A 20,014-nucleotide genomic window follows, 5' to 3' on the forward strand; every position below is an offset into this window, starting at 1 on the left:
TTATGAGTTACCTTGGAACTACCCAAACCCTATTTGTAAAAGAAGTCAGTAACGAAGGTGCCTATTTAGATGGCCATGACTTAGGTGAAGTATTTTTACCTAAACACGAGATTAAACATGAACTTGAAGCTGGCGATAGCATCAGCGTTTTTACCTTTTTAGATAACGCAAACCTGCCAACAGCAACAACTAAAAAACCACACGCACAAGTCGGTGAATATGCCCTACTGCGCGTTAAAGAAATAAACAGCATTGGTGCTTTTTTAGATTGGGGTTTAGAAAAAGACGTGCTTGCACCGTTTAATGAACAAAAACCGCGTATGCAAGAAGGTTACTCGTATTTAGTACGTTTATATCTTGATAATGCTAGTCAACGAATTTGTGCTTCAACCAACTTTAATCGCTTTTTATCAAAAGACGAGCCGCAATATAACCACTTGCAAGAAGTTGATTTAATTGTGGCAGGTAAAACCGATATCGGCTACAAAGTACTTATTGAAGAATCTCATTTTGGTGTTGTATTTTACAACATGGTATTTAAAAACCTATTTGTTGGTCAAAAGCTCAAAGGGTTTATTCAAAAAGTACGTGAAGACGGAAAAATTGACGTCATACTTGAAAAGCCAGGTATGGGTAAAGTCAGTGAACTTGGCGAAAAAATTATGGAAAAACTAAAAGATGAAGGTGGCATATTAGCCATAGGCGATAAGTCTGAACCTGAATTAATTAAAAAAGTATTTTCGACCAGTAAAGCAAACTACAAAAAAGCCATTGGTGGGTTATTTAAACAAGGCTTAATTGATATTGAAGCTAAGTCTATTCGTTTAAAATAATTCAATAAAAAAGCCACCTAGGTATAAACTTAGGTGGCTTTTTCGTATCTAAAATTTATAACTTAATGTTTTTGTAAGGTAAGGTACAACGTGAATATTGATTTGAATATTCAATTAATTCTTTCTTAGACGTCATATTTAACGGCGCTAATCTAAAAACTTTTTTTGTACACTCATTCTGCATTTCATCGTGTACATCAACACACTCTTTGCTACTTATATTAAGTCCAGCTAAAACACCTTCATTTGTATAGCACAAATGCTGAGCATAATTTTGAGCGATTTTTTTAAACTTAAACAAATCAACGGGGTAATCAGATACCAAATCAGTAACATTCGAAACATCATCATACATTTTAGTTGAAAAAACATATTTATTAACAGCAAAGCCACTAATGATAATTACCACTACAAACATTATTAAACGCAAAGTTAGTTCCTCACTGCATAGCCGTAATTAAATGTAGCACAAACAAAAAGAGTTGTAATAAACTCCTTATAATTATGCAAACTTTAAGTTTAAGCTATTGATTTATTTACATCACTCAATACTTGCACCGGGTTTTGTGCCTGAGTAATAGGACGCCCTATTACTAGGTAGTCACTGCCAGCTTCAATGGCTTCTTTAGGTGTCATAATACGTTTTTGATCGCCCGCATCACTACCAGCAGGACGAATACCTGGGGTTACTAGTTTAAATTCTCTGCCTAAAGCCGCTTTTAGAATTTCAGCTTCTTGTGCTGAACACACTACACCATCAAGCCCTGCTTGTTTGGTTAGTTTTGCTAAGTGCATCACTTGCTCTTGTGGTGATTTACTAATGCCTAAACGTTTAAGCTCTGCTTCATCCATGCTGGTTAAAACGGTCACTGCAATCAATAATGGGGCTTTATCGCCAAACTGCTCAAGTGCCTGCTTAGCTTTATGCATCATTTCAAAACCACCACTTGCATGAACATTAACCATCCACACGCCCATTTTAGCCGCTGCAGTTACCGCTTTAGCAACGGTATTTGGAATATCGTGGAACTTTAAATCTAAGAATACATCAAAACCTAAATCAACCAGCTCTTTAACAAATGCAGGGCCAAAATAAGTGAACATTTCTTTACCCACTTTTAATCGACAGGTATCCGGTGATAACTGTTTAACAAAAGCTAAAGCAGTTTGCTGATCATCATAATCAAGAGCGATAAGAATTTTTTTTGATTGTTCGAAAGACATAACTATCCTACTAGTGAGCGAAAAGTATAAAGATTAAAATCCGTCTAAGCCTCTGCTAGGCACAATGGTTTCCCAATGTTTACACGAAGGGCAATTCCAATAAATGGTGTAACTTGTAAAGCCACAATGCTGACATTGAAAGTCAGGCTTAGTAGCAATATATGAGGTAACAAGTTTATCTATTTGATTAAGCACATCTTTTGTATTTTTATTTTCGGCGCTCATTAACTGCAATAAAAAACTAAAACCACGGATGGTGGGCTGACGTTTTAAACTATCAGTTAAAAACTCAAAGGCTTGTTCAGTGTGGCCTTGCTCAAGCAACGCTTGGCAGTGCTGTATTTTTATCATTACTCCACCTTTTTCTAATAACTCAGCAACGAGTTCATGAAACTGATGGGTTAATTTTAGTTGCTTATAACTATGCGCTAACTTATCAATAAATAATGGCGCAAAAAAGGTAAATTGGCAGATAAGTTCTCGCCAATAATAAATTGCTTTAACGTAATCCTCTTTTGTATAGGCAGACAAACCGAGTTCATATAGAGGTCTGATTGTTTTAAAGTTTAAGCTAATAGCTTTGCGCATAAGTTGAGGGTTATTACTGGCAATAGCATGTTCACAGTAAAAGTTTGCGATGGCTTTGAAGTGTTGCTCTTTTGAAAAAAGCTCAGTATGCGCTTCAAACATATTAATGCCATTTTCCCATTCACGGGTCTGTGAATATAAGGAGATAATTGGCTCAAGAGCATCTTCATGGTTATTTTTTACCAGCCATATTAAATGTTCTTCTGCGCTATCGAGTAAACCTGCCATGATATAGTCTTCGGCTAATTCTAACCGGCTATTGGCAGCTTGTTTCTCGTTAAGGCTTGGGTGTTTTAATAGCAATTCATGAATTTTTATTGCGCGGTCGAGCTCACCACGGCGGCGAAACATAGTGGCTAAGGTAGAATAGTGTTCTACAGAGTCAGCAGCTACTTCGAGCAAATTAATTAAATGCTCAAGCCCCTGATCTTCTTCTCTGTCTAGTAAAAACTTTAAGCCTTTACTGTATTCAGAAGTTATTTGACGATTAAATTGATGAGCCTGATTTTTCGCACTGTTTTTCCCCATGATCCAGCCATAACCGGCGGCAACAGGAAGCAGTAAAAACAACAGCTCAATCATAATTAGGTATCTTTGTTGGCAATACGCTTTTTATTATCTTTTTCAGGCGTTAATTGCTTTTTTAAACGGTAATTTTGCCACTTTAATTGCGTAAACAATTTAAAGCTCACAAAGCAACCCACTACAACACCTAACAAAAAGCAGATACTTATTATAACGGCTAAAGGTAATGTATTACTGGCTATTATGTAGTTAATTTGTGTTAATTGTGGATTTTGCGAACCCAATACAAATGCACCAATTAAAAATAGTGCTGCCAGAATAATTTTTAATACCTTGAACAAGTAACTACTCCAATAAGTTTACTAAGCAATGCTCTCGTTTACACGGTCACGTAGTTCTTTGCCTGGCTTAAAATGAGGTACATGCTTACCATCTAACTCTACAGTTTCACCTGTTTTAGGATTGCGACCTGTACGAGGCGCACGGTAATGCAAAGAGAAACTTCCAAAACCTCGGATCTCAATACGATCTGAAGAAGATAATGAGCCGGCCATTTGTTCAAGAATTTCTTTAACAGCGTTCTCAACATCTTTCACAGGAATATGTGAATGTTGTTCAGCAAGTGTTTCTATCAGTTCTGACTTAGTCATAGCGTTTCCTTAAAAAGAAATAGTGGAAGGGCATAAACTGCCCTTCCAATTAAAAGACTATAATTGATTAGTCTTTTTGTGCATTTGCGAAAGCAGCTGCCATTGCGTTTTCGAACACTGGCTCTTCTTTCTTAAGCTTCTCTAGTACTTCTTTCTCTTCTGCTTCGAAAAGAGCTTTAACAGATAAGCTTAAAGTGCGGTTCTTACGATCAACACCAACGTATTTAACTTCGATTTCGTCGCCTACAGAAACAACAGTAGTTGCATCTTCAACGCGCTCTTGAGCGATATCAGCTACACGGATGTAACCTTCAACGCCTTCGATAAGTTCAACAGTTGCGCCTTTCGCATCAACTTCAGTCACTTTACCTTTAACAATAGCACCTTTTTTGTTTGCATCAAGGTAGTTATTGAATGGGTCAGCTTCGATTTGCTTAACACCTAGAGAGATACGTTCACGCTCTGGGTCAACTTGCAATACGATAGCAGTGATTTCGTCGCCTTTCTTGAATTCACGTACAGCTTCTTCGCCAGGTGTATTCCAAGAAATGTCTGAAAGGTGTACAAGACCATCAATACCACCGTCAAGACCGATAAAGATACCGAAGTCAGTGATTGATTTGATCTTACCAGTAACTTGGTCGCCTTTGTTTTGTAGACGAGCAAATTCCTGCCAAGGATTAGCAATACATTGCTTAAGACCAAGAGAAATACGACGACGTTCTTCGTCGATTTCAAGAACCATAACTTCAACAGTGTCACCAAGTGAAACAACTTTTGAAGGGTGGATGTTCTTGTTAGTCCAATCCATTTCAGAAACGTGTACTAGACCTTCAACGCCTTCTTCGATTTCTACGAAGCAACCGTAATCAGTAAGGTTAGTTACACGACCAGAAAGTTTAGAACCTTCTGGGTAACGACCAGCGATAGCTGCCCATGGATCTTCGCCAAGCTGTTTAAGACCTAGAGATACACGAGTTTTATCTTTGTCGAATTTAAGAACTTTAACTGCGATTTCGTCGCCAACATTAACGATTTCTGAAGGGTGCTTAACACGCTTCCACGCCATGTCAGTAATGTGTAGTAGACCATCAACACCACCAAGGTCAACGAATGCACCGTAGTCAGTAAGGTTCTTAACGATACCTTTAACTTCTTGACCTTCAACAAGGTTAGCAAGAAGCTCTTCACGTTCTTGTGAGTTTTCTGATTCGATAACTGCACGACGTGAAACAACAACGTTGTTACGTTTTTGATCAAGCTTGATTACTTTAAATTCAAGCTCTTTGCCTTCAAGGTGAGTTGTGTCACGTACTGGACGAACATCAACAAGTGAACCAGGTAGGAAAGCACGGATTGAATCAACTTCAACAGTGAAACCGCCTTTAACTTTACCGTTGATAACACCAGTAACAGTCTCTTGCTCTTCACATGCTTTCTCAAGACGGATCCACGCTTCGTGACGCTTCGCTTTCTCACGAGAAAGGATAGTTTCACCGAAACCGTCTTCGATTGCATCTAGTGCAACATCTACTTCGTCGCCAACAGCAACTTCTAGTTCACCAGCAGCATTTTTGAACTGCTCTGCAGGGATAGCACTTTCTGATTTAAGACCAGCATCTACAAGTACAATATTGTTCTCGATTGAGATTACTGTACCTTTAACGATAGAGCCTTGCTCTGCTTCAAAACCCTTTAAGCTTTCTTCAAATAACTGCGCAAAATTTTCTGACATACGAATATACGTCTCATATATTAATACCAATAAGCAACCATGCTGCATGGGGTTGTTAAAATAGCACTGGCGTCCTGCTGGTGCATAAAATGTGTTTAGCTTCGTTTAGGAAGCTTACCTTCAGAGATGCTTGAATCTAATAAAGTTATAACTTTATCAAAGACTTGCTGCGCGTTGAGTTCGCTAGTATCAAGCTCAATCGCATCCTCTGCAGGTACAAGCGGCGCAACGGCGCGATTCATATCGCGATCATCACGTGCCTGAATGTCCTGTAATAGACCACTTAGTGTAACATCAAGCCCGCGCTCATTCAACTCAACAAAACGTCTGCGAGCACGCTCTTCTGCACTTGCGGTTAAAAATATCTTTAATGGCGCATCAGGAAACACAACAGTGCCCATATCGCGACCATCAGCAATTAAGCCATTTTCTGTTCTAAACGCACGCTGGCGACGAAGTAACGCTTCACGAACTCGTGGCAATGCGGCTACTTTAGACGCTGCAGCTCCCACTTCTTCATTACGAATAGTGGTTGTTACATCTTCGCCTTCTAAAATAATCTTTCCTGCATTAGTGTCACTGTCTATCAAAAACTGCACATCAAGATTTGCAGCTAATGGAACCAGTGCTTCTTCGTTATCTAACGCAATTTGGTGATGAAGTGCTGCAAGTGAAAGTACGCGATAAATTGCACCGCTATCTAACACATCCCAGCCTAATTTTTCAGCCAATAAGCGACAAACAGTTCCTTTACCAGAACCACTTGGGCCATCTACGGTGATTACGGGCATTAATAACGCCGGCATTTAAAACCTCCTTCAATGCACACCAAAATAAACCGCCACATTATACGTCAATTATTAAAGATTATCCGCTTTTAGTATGTAACTTTTTATAAATACTTATAAATAGCCTATTTACTGACAGATGCTAACACGTTGAAAAATGTTGGGAATGTCTTGTAAGTACAGGCTGGATCGTTAATCGTTATGGGCTTACCCCCTACTGCCACCATTGCAAAGCACATGGCAATACGATGGTCATCATAGGTATCTACAGCCACATTATTAAACTGTTTTGGCGGTGTGATCTCAATAAAGTCATGCCCTTCTACTACTTCAGCCCCTACTTTTTTAAGCTCAGTGGCCATAGCGTGTAAACGGTCAGTTTCTTTTACTCGCCAGTTATAAATGTTGCGAATTGCCGTTGGCCCTTTTGCAAACAAGGCAACTGTAGCCAGGGTCATTGCAGCATCAGGTATTGCATTCGCATCAATATCAATACCGTTAAGCTCACCTTTACGAACAACTAAACGTTCGTCATACCAATCAATTTTGGCACCTACTTGCTCCATAACGTTAGCAAAACCAATATCACCTTGAACTGATTTAGAACCGACGCCTTTAATTTCTATTTCGCCGCCGGCAATTGCTGCAGCAGCAATAAAGTAAGAAGCAGATGAAGCATCGCCTTCCACCATAATTCGCTCAACGGCTTGATACTGTTGTGCACCTTTTACAAAGAAAGTACTGTAATTGTCATGCTCAACGGTAACACCAAAACGCGCCATTACATCAAGAGTAATATCAATGTAAGGCTTAGACACTAACGTGCCTTTAATTTTAATTTGAGTATCACCTTTAAATAACGGTGCAGCCATAAGCAACGCAGTTAAAAATTGGCTTGAAATACTACCGTCAATTTCGACTTCACCACCCGCTATTTGTCCGCCGACAATTTTAAGTGGCGGATAATCTTTATTTTTTAAATAACTAACATTACCACCTAAGGCTTGCAGTGCATCAACTAAGTGGCCAATTGGTCGCTCTTCCATACGTGGCTCACCAATTAACTCATACTCCCCAGCAATCGCTGCAAGCACGGCAGTTAAAGGACGGTATGCTGTACCTGCATTACCTAAAAACAGTGGTTCAGTTGGCGTTTTAAATACGCCACCTACACCTTCTACGGTCGCGATGGTTCGCTCATCATTAAGTGTCACATTCACACCGAGCTGCGCTAAGGCGCCCAACATATGGCGAATATCATCACTGTCTAATAAGTTTTCTACAACCGTAGTGCCGTTTGATAGTGCAGCCAATAATAGAATGCGATTTGACAAGCTTTTCGAACCAGGCAGAGTAACACTGCCATTAACCTGTGAAATAGGCGCTAAAGAAAGTTGCTCCATTAGCTGTTCTCCTTTGCGAAAGCCGCCATAAAATCAACTAATGCTTTAACCCCTTCCAGTGGCATTGCGTTATAAATACTCGCGCGCATACCGCCAACAATACGGTGCCCTTCAAGCGCTAATAAGCCCGCTTCTTTTGACTCTTTAACAAACTTATCATTTAGGCTTTCATCAACTAACCAAAAAGGCACATTCATACGAGAACGACAATGTTTTGCTACCTTGTTGGTGTAAAAATCAGACTCATCGATAAAGTCATAAAGCAGCTGCGCTTTGGCAGTATTATGTGTTTCCATGGCTTTTACACCGCCATTTTGCTCAAGCCATTCAAATACTTCAGCTGCTAAATACCATGCAAATGTAGGTGGAGTGTTAAACATACTGCCTTGTTTTGCTTCAAGGGCGTAATCCAAAATACCTGGCTTAGCTAGCCCTTCACGCTCAAGTAGCGTTTTACGAACAATTACGATAGCAATACCCGATGGGCCGATATTCTTTTGAGCACCTGCGTAGATTAAATCAAATTGATTAACGTCAATTTCACGCGATAGAATAGTCGACGACATATCGGCGACAATCGGTGCTGTTGGGTGACTAGGTACATCAAAAATCTCTAGACCATCTACAGTTTCATTTGGGCAGTAATGAATATATGCAGCATCGGCTGGTAAAACCCAATCGGCTACCTGCTTAATAGAAAATAAACCGTTATCATCATTGCGTACGTCAATTGTGTGAGTTTGAGTAAACTTATCGGCTTCGCTGGTTGCACTTTTTGACCATACGCCGTTTTCACAATACACCGCTTTTTTTCCATCAACGTGGAGGTTTAAAGGTACGGCACTAAATTGACCTCGACCACCGCCGTGCATAAACAGCACTTCAAACTCATCACTAATATTCATTAAGCGACGTAGACTAGCTTCACACTTAGCCGTTAATGCTAAAAATTCTTTACTGCGATGGCTCATTTCCATTACTGAAACGCCAAGCCCTTGCCAGTCTAAAAACTCTTTTTGTGCTTTTTGCATTACAGCCGGTGGTAACATTGCAGGACCCGCACAAAAATTATAAATACTCATTACCTTTTCCTCATTCCAGTAATTTACTGTTTAACTTGAACTAATACCAATCCGCAATAATACTTAATCATTTTACGGGGCTAAACGTGTCGCTACCTGCGTTAAAAAATTCTCATTTAGAACAACTAAATAGCAAATTTTTTGCCTAGCTATCAAGACGTTTTTCCAGCCTCAAAATAGACCACTTAATTAAGTGAATTGGTATTAAACTAATTCAAGTGTCTTTAGTTTTTTTCAACCATATAAAAAAAGCGGCCAAGGCCGCTTTTTTCAATCTCAATTATTCTGAAGGAGGATTATCATCCGCTACTTCATCTATAACCGTATCTACTGTTTCAACGTCTTCGATATCAATCAAGTCACTTTCAGTCACTTCAATCTCTTCTATACGTTGTAAACCAACTACTTGCTCTTCGTCAATAGTTCTGATCAAAATAACACCTTGGGTGTTACGTCCAACCGTAGAAACTTCATTAACGCGAGTACGTACTAAGGTACCACGATTCGAAATAATCATTATTTCGTCGTTGTCATCAACCTGTACAGCACCAACAACGGCACCATTACGCTCACTCACCTTAATTGATACAACACCTTGTGTTGCACGACTCTTAGATGGGTAGTCTTCAAGTTGAGTACGCTTACCGTAACCATTTTCTGTCACTGTTAATATTGCACCGTCATTCTTTGGTACAATCAGTGATACAACACGTTGATCGTCTGGCATCTTAATACCACGAACACCCGTTGCAGTACGACCCATAGGACGTACACCTTTGAAGCGAATCTCAGGCTTACCTTCTTCATCAAGAACAGGGTTACCATTTTCATCAACTACCGTGGTTTCTTCAGCTTCTTTAAAGCGTACAACTTTACCCGCATCAGTGAACAACATAATTTCGTTGCTACCATCGGTAATATCAACACCAATTAAGCTATCACCTTCGTTTAAGTTAACGGCAATAATACCGCTTGCACGTTGACGGCTGTAGGCCGTTAATGGTGTTTTCTTAACCGTACCAAATGCTGTCGCCATAAAGATGTATTTATCATCTTCATAATCACGTACAGGTAAGATAGCTGTAATACGTTCATCTGCTTCAAGTGGTAATAAGTTAACAATTGGCTTACCGCGCGCTGCGCGACTTGCAAGTGGTAACTGGTACACTTTAAGCCAGTATAATCGACCCGCAGTAGAGAAACATAAAATAGTATCGTGGGTATTGGCAACAAGTAGACGTTCAATGAAATCTTCATCTTTCATCTTAGTTGCTGACTTGCCTTTACCACCACGACGCTGCGCTTCGTAATCACTTAACGCTTGATACTTAACGTATCCTTCGTGTGACAAGGTCACAACCACGTTCTCTTCGTTAATTAAGTCTTCAAGGCTAATATCGTGTGCAGCGGCATTAATTTCAGTGCGGCGCTCATCACCATATTGCTCTTTAATTTCAACTAACTCATCACGAATAACTTCCATTAAACGTTCCGGACTTGCCAAAATGAATAATAGTTCAGCAATTAGGTCTAGTAACGATTGGTATTCAGTAAGAATTTTTTCGTGCTCTAGGCCCGTTAGTTTGTGTAGACGTAGGTCTAAAATTGCTTGAGCTTGTTGCTCAGAAATATAGTACTGACCATCACGAATACCCAGCTCGCTTGCTAACCAATCTGGGCGGGCAACATTGTCTTCACCGGCTTTATCAAGCATGGCTTTAACATTACCTAATTCCCAAGGACGCGCTGTTAGTGCAACTTTTGCTTCAGCAGGTGTTGGTGACTTACGAATAAGTTCGATAATTGGGTCAATGTTTGCCAGTGCAATCGCTAAACCTTCTAGCGTATGCGCACGGTCACGGGCTTTGCGTAAATCAAATACCGTACGGCGAGTAACAACTTCACGGCGGTGAATAATAAACTCTTCAAGCATTTCTTTTAAGTTGAAACACTTAGGCTGGTTATTAATTAACGCAACCATATTCATACCAAACACAGTTTGTAACTGAGTTTGTGAATAAAGGTTGTTCAAAATAACTTCACCTACGTCACCACGTTTGATCTCAATAACGATACGCATACCGTCTTTATCTGATTCATCACGTAATGCGCTGATCCCTTCAATCTTTTTATCTTTAACTAGCTCAGCGATTTTTTCAATCAAACGGGCTTTGTTAACTTGGTAAGGGATTTCATGAACAATAATCGTTTCACGGCCAGTTTTCTCATCGGTTTCGATGTCAGCACGCGCACGCATGTACACTTTACCACGACCGGTTTGATAGGCTTGTTCAATGCCTTTTTTACCGTTAATAATCGCCGCAGTTGGGAAATCAGGCCCTGGGATGTAATCCATTAACTCAGTAATAGTTAATTCAGGGTTTTGAATAAGCGCTAAACAGCCATTCACTACTTCTGTTAAGTTGTGTGGCGGGATATTTGTCGCCATACCAACAGCAATACCTGACGAACCATTAACTAACAGGTTAGGTATTTTAGTCGGTAACACATCAGGAATTTGTTCTGTGCCGTCGTAGTTAGGCACAAAATCAACCGTTTCTTTTTCAAGATCGGCTAATAATTCGTGCGACATTTTTGCCATACGTACTTCTGTATAACGCATTGCCGCTGCTGAATCACCATCAACCGAACCAAAGTTACCCTGACCATCAACTAGCATATAACGTAGTGAGAATGGCTGAGCCATACGTACGATGGTGTCATAAACTGCACTGTCGCCGTGTGGGTGGTATTTACCGATTACATCACCGACCACACGGGCCGATTTTTTGTAAGGCTTGTTCCAGTCATTACTAAGCTCGTTCATTGCAAACAAAACGCGACGGTGAACAGGTTTTAAACCGTCACGTACGTCTGGTAATGCACGTCCTACAATTACACTCATGGCGTAATCTAAGTAGGAGTTTTTTAACTCGTCTTCAATATTGACTGGCAGAATTTCATTGGCGAGATCAGTCATTTGATATCACATTCCTTCAGTATCAGCTCTTAACAACCCATTATTAGGTATTAAGAGTGTTTGTTATTATTTCTAAGCAACCATGCTATCACAATTAATTTTAATTTACAGGCGCAAAACTTTGCGATTTATCAATTTAGCCCTATATAATGGCCTCAGATTGACGAGGAAGTATTTTATGACCGAACATCAAAATGTAGATAACGCAGAAATAGCAAAGTTTGAAGCCATCGCAGAGCGTTGGTGGGATTTAGAAGGCGAATTTAAGCCGCTTCACGAAATTAATCCATTACGATTAGATTTCATCGCAGACAAAACTAAAGGATTATTTGACAAAGAAACCCTCGATGTAGGATGTGGCGGCGGTATTTTAAGTCACAGCATGGCGCGAATGGGGGCAAACGTAACAGGTATCGATATGGGGCAAGAGCCTTTAACTGTCGCTAAGTTACACAGTTTAGAAACCAGTGTACCCGTTGAATATATAAAAGTACCTGCTGAACAATTTGCTGATGAGCACCCTGAGCGCTTTGATGTGATTACTTGTATGGAAATGTTAGAACATGTCCCCGACCCTGCTTCTATTATCCATGCAGTCGCTAAATTAGCAAAACCTGGGGCCGATGTATTCTTCTCCACCCTTAATAAAACCCCTAAAGCTTACTTATACGCTATTGTCGGCGCAGAAAAACTGTTAAAAATGGTGCCAGAAGGTACCCACGACCATAAAAAGTTTATTAAACCTGCGCAATTAATCGCATGGGCAGAACAAGCAGGCTTGAAAGTACGTGCCAGTGCAGGATTAAGTTACAACCCACTCTCAAAGCAATATACGATTAATGATGATGTTAGCGTAAATTATATGCTGCACTTTGAGAAGTTAGCGTAATGACAAGCTCACAAACATCTACTAGCCCAATTGAATATCAAGCATTGCTATTTGACTTAGATGGCACTTTACTTGATACCGCTGATGATTTAGGCGCTGCACTTAATAGTGTGCTGCATAATCACCAACAACCACAAGTGGGCAGTGATATATATCGACCCGCAGCTTCAAATGGCGCAGCAGCATTACTTGCTGCTGGTTTTAAAGAAGGCTGGGGGCAACAATCGCAAGAGCAACTTTTAGCAGAGCTAGTTGCATACTACGCTGCCAATATTGCCACCCATACCCAATGCTTTGTCGGTGTAGAGCAATTACTTATTGCCCTTGATAATAAAGGGATCCCGTGGGGCATTATGACAAATAAGCCTAGCTTTTTAACCGATCCTTTAGTCAAGGCGATTCCTGCATTAAAAAATGCGCAAATTGTGATAAGTGGTGATACCTTAGCTGAGTCTAAGCCCTCACCCCTTCCTTTATTACATTGTGCTGAGCAAATGAGTGTTGATCCTTCGCGCTGCCTATATATAGGTGATGCGCAGCGAGATATACAAGCAGGTAAAGCAGCGAATATGCACACCGCTACCGCACTGTGGGGATATGTACCGAGTGTGGACGAGGCATTGGCTTGGAATGCAGATTTTAATTGGCATAGCCCTATAGATGCTTTCAACCACATATAGTGCCATACCAATTAATAAACACTACATATTGTGATTGTGTTAGTTTTTACGCAAAGCTTGATGATAAAAAAAGCAGACAAAATTTATTTTTAAAAAGCGTAAATTTAATCTTTCCTTAGTTGATTTTTACAAATTTCAACTTAACCGAATGATCAAAGGTTAATGCCTACTAACACAATTACGTTATCCCAACGTTATCCACAATCAGAGCGGTTTCTGTCCCTTGCAAAAGATCACAGACCACACTATCTTGTGATCTCTAATTTGAACAACACCAGATATTGTGGCTAAATGTTATTCAATTAAATTTACCTATGCGGTAGAAATAACAATAAAAGAATAGGCACTGGGCGTTTTGAGTGCACTCATTGGTCAAAAATATTTAATTCCCAAGGAATACAGGCAAAACTATGAACCAACAGTTATCTGTAAGCAAACGTGACGGCCGTAAAGAGCCACTTGATCTAGACAAGATCCATCGCGTTATTGAATGGGCCGCCGAAGGTTTAAACAACGTTTCGGTTTCACAAGTTGAACTTAAATCACATATTCAATTTTATGACGGTATTCGTACTAAAGATATTCATGAGACGATTATCAAAGCCGCTGCGGATCAGATCTCAAAAGAATCACCTGATTATCAGTATCTTGCTGCTCGTTTAGCTGTATTCCATTTACGTAAAAAAGCGTATGGCCAATTTGAGCCACCGCGTCTTTTTGACCACGTTACTAACATGGTTGAACAAAAACGCTACGACGCCCATTTGCTTGTTGATTACACAGAGCAAGAACTTGATGAACTAGATACTTACTTAGATCATTCACGCGATCTTAACTTTAGCTACGCAGCAGTAAAGCAGCTTGAAGGTAAATACTTAGTACAAAACCGTGTAACCGGTGAAATTTACGAAAGCGCGCAGTTTTTATATATATTAGTAGCAGCAAGCTTATTCTCAGATTATCCACGTGAAACGCGTATTGATTACATCAAACGTTTTTACGATGCGGTTTCACTATTTAAAATTTCTTTACCTACACCAATTATGTCGGGTGTGCGTACGCCAACGCGTCAGTTTAGCTCATGTGTACTGATTGAGTGCGGCGACAGCTTAGATTCAATTAATGCGACTTCATCAGCCATTGTTAAATACGTTTCTCAACGTGCTGGTATTGGTATAAATGCCGGACGTATTCGTGCATTAGGTAGCCCTATTCGTAACGGCGAAGCGTACCACACAGGCTGTATTCCGTTTTATAAGCACTTTCAAACAGCGGTTAAAAGCTGTTCGCAAGGCGGTGTACGTGGCGGTGCGGCTACTTTATTCTACCCGCTTTGGCACTTAGAAGTAGAAAATCTGCTGGTACTTAAAAATAACCGTGGTGTTGATGATAACCGCGTACGTCATCTAGATTATGGTGTGCAGTTTAATAAACTAATGTATTCTCGTTTAATTAAAGATGATTACATCACATTATTCAGTCCATCAGACGTGCCGGGGCTTTACGATGCATTCTTTGAAGATCAAGATGAATTTGATGCACTTTATGTAAAATATGAGCAAGACGAGTCAATTCGTAAAAAACGCATTAAAGCCATTGAACTGTTTTCTATGTTTGCTCAAGAACGTGCCAGCACCGGTCGTATTTACTTGCAGAACGTTGACCACTGTAATACACACAGTCCGTTTATCTCAAAAGTGGCGCCTATACGTCAATCTAACTTATGTTTAGAAATTGCGTTACCGACTAAGCCTCTTAGCAACGTGAATGACGAAGAAGGTGAAATTGCACTTTGTACATTATCTGCGTTTAACTTAGGTGCCATTGAGTCGTTAGATGAACTAGAAGAGTTAGCTGAGCTTGCAGTACGTGCACTTGATAACCTACTTGATTTCCAAGACTATCCTGTACCTGCAGCTAAAAATGCCACTATGGGGCGTCGTACGCTAGGCATAGGTGTTATTAACTACGCTTATTACTTAGCTAAAAACGGTAAGCGTTATTCAGATGGCAGCGCAAATGCACTCACGCACAAAACGTTTGAAGCAATTCAGTACTACCTAATGAAGGCATCTAACGAACTTGCTAAAGAGCGTGGAGCATGTCCTAAATTTAATGAAACTACGTACTCGCAAGGTATTATGCCAACCGATACGTACAAACGTGATTTAGACAAGATTTGTGATGAACCACTGCACCTTGATTGGGATACATTACGTGCCAGCATAAAAGAGCATGGTATGCGTAACTCAACGCTGAGCGCATTAATGCCATCAGAAACGTCATCGCAAATCTCAAATGCAACCAATGGTATTGAGCCACCACGTGGCCATATTAGTGTTAAAGCAAGTAAAGACGGTATTTTAAAGCAAGTTGTTCCTGACTACGAACGCCTTAAAGATAACTATGAATTACTGTGGGATATTCCATCAAACGATGGTTACTTACAATTAGTAGGCATAATGCAGAAATTTATCGACCAAACAATTTCAGCAAATACTAATTATGATCCAAATAGATACGAAGGCGGTAGAGTACCTATGAAAGTCTTATTAAAAGACTTACTCGGTGCATACAAACTAGGTGTTAAAACACTGTATTACCATAATACCCGCGATGGCGCATCAGATGCTCAAGAAGACACTCCAGAAGTGGAAGATGATGATTGTGCAGGCGGCGCGTGTAAAATTTAATAGTTAAACTTAAAGCGGGCGCCTTGCCCGCTTTGTCCTGATAGTCTTAGTGATAGTTTTTTGAGTGATAAACATGTCTTATACTACTTTTAGCAGAAATCATAATAACCAAATGCAAGAGCCAATGTTTTTTGGTCAAACCGTTAACGTGTCACGTTACGATCAACAAAAATACCCTATTTTTGAAAAACTAATTGAAAAACAATTGTCTTTCTTTTGGCGACCTGAAGAAGTTGATGTAAGTAAAGACCGTTTAGACTTTCAAGCGCTTCCCGAACACGAAAAGCATATATTTTTAAGCAACTTAAAATACCAAACGTTGCTTGATAGTGTTCAAGGCCGCTCACCTAACGTAGCATTACTTCCTATCGTATCAATTCCTGAACTAGAAACGTGGATTGAGACATGGGCGTTTAGTGAAACTATTCATAGTCGTTCGTACACCCATATTATTCGTAACGTAACTCAAGCGCCTGAACTCATTTTTGATGACATTGTTAGCAATGACAAAATTAGTGAGCGTGCCGATGCGGTAACTACTTATTATGATGACCTAATCAATTCTGTATCGCTTTACAACCTATACGGTGAAGGCAAACACGAAATTAATGGCCAAACCGTGGTAGTTAATTTATTTGAGCTGAAAAAGAAATTGTACCTGGCAATGATGTCAGTGAACATTTTAGAAGCCATTCGCTTTTATGTGAGTTTTGCTTGTTCATTTGCGTTTGCCGAGCGTGAATTGATGGAAGGTAATGCTAAAATTATAAAGCTTATTGCCCGCGATGAAGCACTTCACCTTTCGGGTACTCAGCATATTTTAAATATCATGCAAGATGGCAAAGATGACCCTGAAATGGCGATTGTTGCCGCACAATGCCGTGAAGAAGCAATTAAAATGTTTGTTGAAGCTGCAGAGCAAGAAAAAGAATGGGCCGAGTACCTATTTAAAGATGGCTCGATGATTGGTTTAAATAAACACATTCTATGTCAATATGTTGAGTACATTACCAATGCGCGTATGACCGCGATTGGTCTACCTGCACAGTTTGAAAACAACAGTAATCCTATTCCGTGGATCAACTCATGGTTAGTGTCTGACAATGTGCAAGTTGCTCCTCAAGAGGCTGAAATAAGCTCATACTTAGTTGGTCAGATTGATTCACAAGTAGATGCCGATGAATTTGGTGACTTTGATTTATAATGACTGATAGAACGACTGCAAGTATCATGCTTGCAGATAACAGCCAGCGCATTGATTTTGCCGCTGGCTGCCCTTCTCTTTTACATTGCCTAGAATCGAATAAGATTGATGCCGCTTACCAATGCCGTGAGGGATATTGCGGTGCGTGTCGAGCAACACTTGTCTCTGGTGAAGTTAATTATAATGAAGAGCCGTTAGCGTTTGTTCGCGATGGTGAAATACTTCTGTGTTGCTGCAAACCAAATGGTGATATCAGTATTAATTTAAAGTAACTAACTCACATTAAGCGTATTTAACAGCACAAGAATAATATATAACAGCTAGGTTTGTACCAAACCTGTTTGCCGTGTTTTTAAACTCAAACACGCCTACTAGTACAGTGTTATTTACTCTGAATATTTTGCAGGCACAAATCGGTAATGACCCGTAATTGTATACGCAAAAAGCATATCGCTCATTTCTGGTCCACGACCAATATTATGCACAATAAGCGGGTTGCCGCTGCCCTGCGCTATTTCATTAACGACCATACCAATATGCGGTAAATTACCTGGCAGCATCCAAGTCACTATGTCACCGGCTTTATAATCCTCTGCATTAAGCGATTTAGTTAACACTTTTGCATGGCGCTCAAAGTAAACTTGTAAGTTAGGAACACGTCGATGATCAATATTTTTATCTGGCTTGGTTAATCCCCAAATACGTTTGGAAGGATATGCACGAAAATTGTTCTGCATGTCTTCATGTACTAATTTTTGCAAATCAATACCAAGCTGTCGGTACGACCTAATTAAAACATCGGTACACACACCAATATTAGCGGGCACATCACCACCTGGGTACTCAAGCTTATGATAGGCGCCATCGTAAGTTACTGGTTGTGTTGTTCTATGGATTAATGCATTAACGATATCATCATCAAAAGAGCTCGCCTGCACATGAAAAGCAAATAGAGCTAGTGAATAAAACAAAAAACGTGACATATAAATTCCTTTTATAATAGTAATTAACTAAAGCTGTTGAATAATATAATCAGGAATATTAAATTTATTTCCATTACTGGTATAGTGCGCATCAAGTCCATAGGCCATTATTTCAAGCGGAGCATCATTGTAACCAAACGTTTGGATTTCATTGATGTAGCGCATTATAAAAGTGTGCGCACCGAGTTCACGCCATTGAACTACATGAACAAGCTCATGAAAATGTACTCTTAAATTATCCACAGCGCTAGGTAATATATAATATGTATTTTTATAGGTTATTCCAGCTACATCCATATCAATAAAATTGCTTAAACCAAGTTCACGTAAACCTGTAAAGTCAGGTTTAGGAATTTTATCAACAACTACATAAAATGCAGTTTTCAAAAATTCATTTGGGTAAAAGCCCTCAAACTCGTTAGCAAATTTTTCACAGCATATTCTTTTATGTGCATACTCGCTATTCGTTTTATCAATCCATTGTTCTATTTGCGCTAGCATTTTTTCTCCAAAAAATTACTCGGTAAGTTATTAATAAATATTTTATGAAGTTGAACTTTATCTTCTTCATAAAAAAGCGCCAAGTGTATAACTACTGGCGCTGATTATTAATAATCACTATACAGTTTCCTAACCTTCTTCTTCAACCAGTGACTCTAATAGCTCATGGATCTCTGACTTTAATTCTTTGTCTTCAATTTTATTCGCACTGACTTTAGCATCTTGTAGGTTTTTAATCGCCGCTTCTTTGTCGCCTAGTTCGAGCTGTAAAGTAGCCATAGAAAATGCAACCGACGACATATGATCTTTGTTATTGATTTCAATCGACTTCTGTAATGCTTTTTCATAAGTCTCAATAGCGTCTTCTAGCTCTTCGGTAAAATCTGCTAAAGTTTCCCACTGTACAGGGTGATCTTTAGCGGTATTTTCGTTTTCAATACAAATTGCTTTGAGCTCTGCATATAAAGATTCGAATTGTTTAGTATCATTCTTATTGGCAGCTGCCATCAGCTTTTCTGCTAAATCGTGAACCGCTTTGTATACTTTAGTATTCATAATTACTCGCTACCTTAATTAATGCGCCTTTTTAATTTTTTACAGCGCTGTATCCGAAACATATCTCTTAATAGTACATTATTATTAAGCGCCGCGTTGTTACAAAAGTATTATAAGCAACAATAAACGCTGTTTAGTTTATTGACGTGGATATTAGGGTGCTACACTTAATGCCTACTATAAAAAGCAACAGTAAATATCTACCCTATGCAAAATTGCAATCAATGCGGTAAGTGCTGCACAAAATACGGTGCGGCAGATTTAGATACTAATCAGGATGAAATTCAAATGTGGGCGTTATTCAACCCTGAAATATTTCAATACGTTAAAAACGATCAATTATGGTTTGACCCAATAACGGGTGAGCAATTAACGCAATGCCCATTTTTAGAGCTCGCCAATAAAGCATCTCCTGAAGAAAAAGATAAATATACTTGCAGTATTTATCATGACCGACCCCAAGATTGCAGGCATTATCCAAGCTTAATTTCAGAAATGATAAACGATGACTGTGAAATGCTTGAACCAGTTGATAAGCAAAATCATTTTAGAGCACAAAAAAAGTTAGACATACTGATGATAGACAGCCGCTCCTAAATTTAACTGTAATAATGCCGTGCTAAATTAAATTTATCGCTCTTTTGTGTTATTCAACGCAAATTTTAAAGTTATAGTATAACATTGTTGATAGCATAATTTTG

Annotated in this window: 20 protein-coding genes; 7 read left to right on the forward strand and 13 right to left on the reverse strand. The window is 39.4% G+C overall.

All coding sequences use genetic code 11. The annotated features are described in order from the left end of the window. The first annotated feature begins 2 nt into the window (after positions 1–2). Positions 3–833 (forward strand): CvfB family protein, encoded by an 831-nt coding sequence (locus tag CWB78_RS00360; protein ID WP_138593891.1) that lies wholly within the window; start codon positions 3–5, stop codon positions 831–833. A 55-nt stretch (positions 834–888) separates the two neighbouring features. Here the strand turns inward: CWB78_RS00360 and CWB78_RS00365 are convergent, their stop codons facing one another. From CWB78_RS00365 to gyrA, 10 genes are all read right to left on the reverse strand, one after another. Continuing rightward, on the reverse strand, positions 889–1,263 hold the full coding sequence (locus CWB78_RS00365; RefSeq protein ID WP_010389930.1) for a hypothetical protein: 375 nt from the start codon (positions 1,261–1,263) through the stop codon (positions 889–891). Between the two features lie 89 nt (positions 1,264–1,352). After that, a complete protein-coding gene (gene pyrF, locus CWB78_RS00370; RefSeq protein WP_138593892.1) occupies positions 1,353–2,057 on the reverse strand; it encodes an orotidine-5'-phosphate decarboxylase in 705 nt (234 codons plus the stop codon). A 33-nt stretch (positions 2,058–2,090) separates the two neighbouring features. Then, positions 2,091–3,227 carry a lipopolysaccharide assembly protein LapB gene (gene lapB / locus CWB78_RS00375; RefSeq protein WP_010389928.1) on the reverse strand — a complete coding sequence of 379 codons (1,137 nt, stop codon included), beginning with the start codon at positions 3,225–3,227 and terminating at the stop codon, positions 2,091–2,093. Between the two features lie 2 nt (positions 3,228–3,229). Further along, on the reverse strand, positions 3,230–3,511 hold the full coding sequence (locus CWB78_RS00380; protein WP_008114742.1) for a lipopolysaccharide assembly protein LapA domain-containing protein: 282 nt from the start codon (positions 3,509–3,511) through the stop codon (positions 3,230–3,232). Positions 3,512–3,532: 21 nt separating this feature from the next. Continuing rightward, the gene (gene ihfB, locus CWB78_RS00385) at positions 3,533–3,820 is read right to left on the reverse strand and encodes an integration host factor subunit beta (protein WP_008114744.1); all 288 of its coding nucleotides are present in this window, start codon (positions 3,818–3,820) and stop codon (positions 3,533–3,535) included. A 67-nt stretch (positions 3,821–3,887) separates the two neighbouring features. Then, entirely contained in the window at positions 3,888–5,555 is a 1,668-nt protein-coding gene (rpsA, locus tag CWB78_RS00390) for a 30S ribosomal protein S1 (protein WP_002961176.1), read from the reverse strand. A gap of 95 nt (positions 5,556–5,650) precedes the next feature. Continuing rightward, entirely contained in the window at positions 5,651–6,361 is a 711-nt protein-coding gene (cmk, locus tag CWB78_RS00395; RefSeq protein WP_010389925.1) for a (d)CMP kinase, read from the reverse strand. Between the two features lie 107 nt (positions 6,362–6,468). Next, positions 6,469–7,746 carry a 3-phosphoshikimate 1-carboxyvinyltransferase gene (aroA, locus tag CWB78_RS00400; RefSeq protein WP_138593893.1) on the reverse strand — a complete coding sequence of 426 codons (1,278 nt, stop codon included), beginning with the start codon at positions 7,744–7,746 and terminating at the stop codon, positions 6,469–6,471. Continuing rightward, on the reverse strand, positions 7,746–8,828 hold the full coding sequence (serC, locus tag CWB78_RS00405) for a 3-phosphoserine/phosphohydroxythreonine transaminase (RefSeq protein ID WP_010389922.1): 1,083 nt from the start codon (positions 8,826–8,828) through the stop codon (positions 7,746–7,748). The genes aroA and serC overlap by 1 nt, the downstream gene beginning before the upstream one ends. A 280-nt stretch (positions 8,829–9,108) precedes the next feature. Next, positions 9,109–11,808, reverse strand: coding sequence for a DNA topoisomerase (ATP-hydrolyzing) subunit A (gyrA, locus tag CWB78_RS00410; RefSeq protein WP_055013303.1), 2,700 nt, complete (start codon positions 11,806–11,808; stop codon positions 9,109–9,111). A 178-nt stretch (positions 11,809–11,986) separates the two neighbouring features. On the opposite strand from gyrA, the gene ubiG reads away from it, so the two are divergent. The 5 genes from ubiG to yfaE all read left to right on the forward strand — a co-directional run bounded on the left by ubiG (position 11,987) and on the right by yfaE (position 17,546). Continuing rightward, a complete protein-coding gene (gene ubiG / locus CWB78_RS00415; RefSeq protein WP_138593894.1) occupies positions 11,987–12,697 on the forward strand; it encodes a bifunctional 2-polyprenyl-6-hydroxyphenol methylase/3-demethylubiquinol 3-O-methyltransferase UbiG in 711 nt (236 codons plus the stop codon). Beyond that, positions 12,697–13,377, forward strand: a complete 681-nt coding sequence (locus CWB78_RS00420; protein WP_138593895.1) for an HAD family hydrolase — start codon at positions 12,697–12,699, stop codon at positions 13,375–13,377. Before ubiG ends, CWB78_RS00420 begins: the two co-directional genes overlap by 1 nt. Positions 13,378–13,787: 410 nt before the next feature. Further along, positions 13,788–16,070, forward strand: a complete 2,283-nt coding sequence (gene nrdA, locus CWB78_RS00425; RefSeq protein WP_010389918.1) for a class 1a ribonucleoside-diphosphate reductase subunit alpha — start codon at positions 13,788–13,790, stop codon at positions 16,068–16,070. Positions 16,071–16,143: 73 nt separating this feature from the next. Then, positions 16,144–17,274, forward strand: a complete 1,131-nt coding sequence (nrdB, locus tag CWB78_RS00430) for a class Ia ribonucleoside-diphosphate reductase subunit beta (RefSeq protein WP_010389917.1) — start codon at positions 16,144–16,146, stop codon at positions 17,272–17,274. Continuing rightward, positions 17,274–17,546: a class I ribonucleotide reductase maintenance protein YfaE gene (gene yfaE, locus CWB78_RS00435; RefSeq protein WP_010389916.1), complete on the forward strand. Its 273-nt coding sequence runs from the start codon at positions 17,274–17,276 to the stop codon at positions 17,544–17,546. Before nrdB ends, yfaE begins: the two co-directional genes overlap by 1 nt. 114 nt (positions 17,547–17,660) lie before the next feature. On the opposite strand, the gene CWB78_RS00440 is transcribed toward yfaE, so the two are convergent. The 3 genes from CWB78_RS00440 to CWB78_RS00450 all read right to left on the reverse strand — a co-directional run bounded on the left by CWB78_RS00440 (position 17,661) and on the right by CWB78_RS00450 (position 19,313). Then, the gene (locus CWB78_RS00440) at positions 17,661–18,257 is read right to left on the reverse strand and encodes a DUF1287 domain-containing protein (RefSeq protein ID WP_138593896.1); all 597 of its coding nucleotides are present in this window, start codon (positions 18,255–18,257) and stop codon (positions 17,661–17,663) included. 27 nt (positions 18,258–18,284) lie between these two features. After that, positions 18,285–18,758: a hypothetical protein gene (locus CWB78_RS00445; RefSeq protein WP_138593897.1), complete on the reverse strand. Its 474-nt coding sequence runs from the start codon at positions 18,756–18,758 to the stop codon at positions 18,285–18,287. 129 nt (positions 18,759–18,887) lie between these two features. After that, positions 18,888–19,313 (reverse strand): tetratricopeptide repeat protein, encoded by a 426-nt coding sequence (locus CWB78_RS00450; protein ID WP_010389912.1) that lies wholly within the window; start codon positions 19,311–19,313, stop codon positions 18,888–18,890. A 207-nt stretch (positions 19,314–19,520) separates the two neighbouring features. Here CWB78_RS00450 and CWB78_RS00455 point away from each other — a divergent pair, with 207 nt between their 5' ends. Next, positions 19,521–19,910, forward strand: coding sequence for a YkgJ family cysteine cluster protein (locus CWB78_RS00455; RefSeq protein WP_138593898.1), 390 nt, complete (start codon positions 19,521–19,523; stop codon positions 19,908–19,910). Positions 19,911–20,014: the final 104 nt, after the last annotated feature.

Source organism: Pseudoalteromonas sp. S1612 (assembly GCF_005887175.1).
GTDB lineage: Bacteria > Pseudomonadota > Gammaproteobacteria > Enterobacterales > Alteromonadaceae > Pseudoalteromonas > Pseudoalteromonas undina.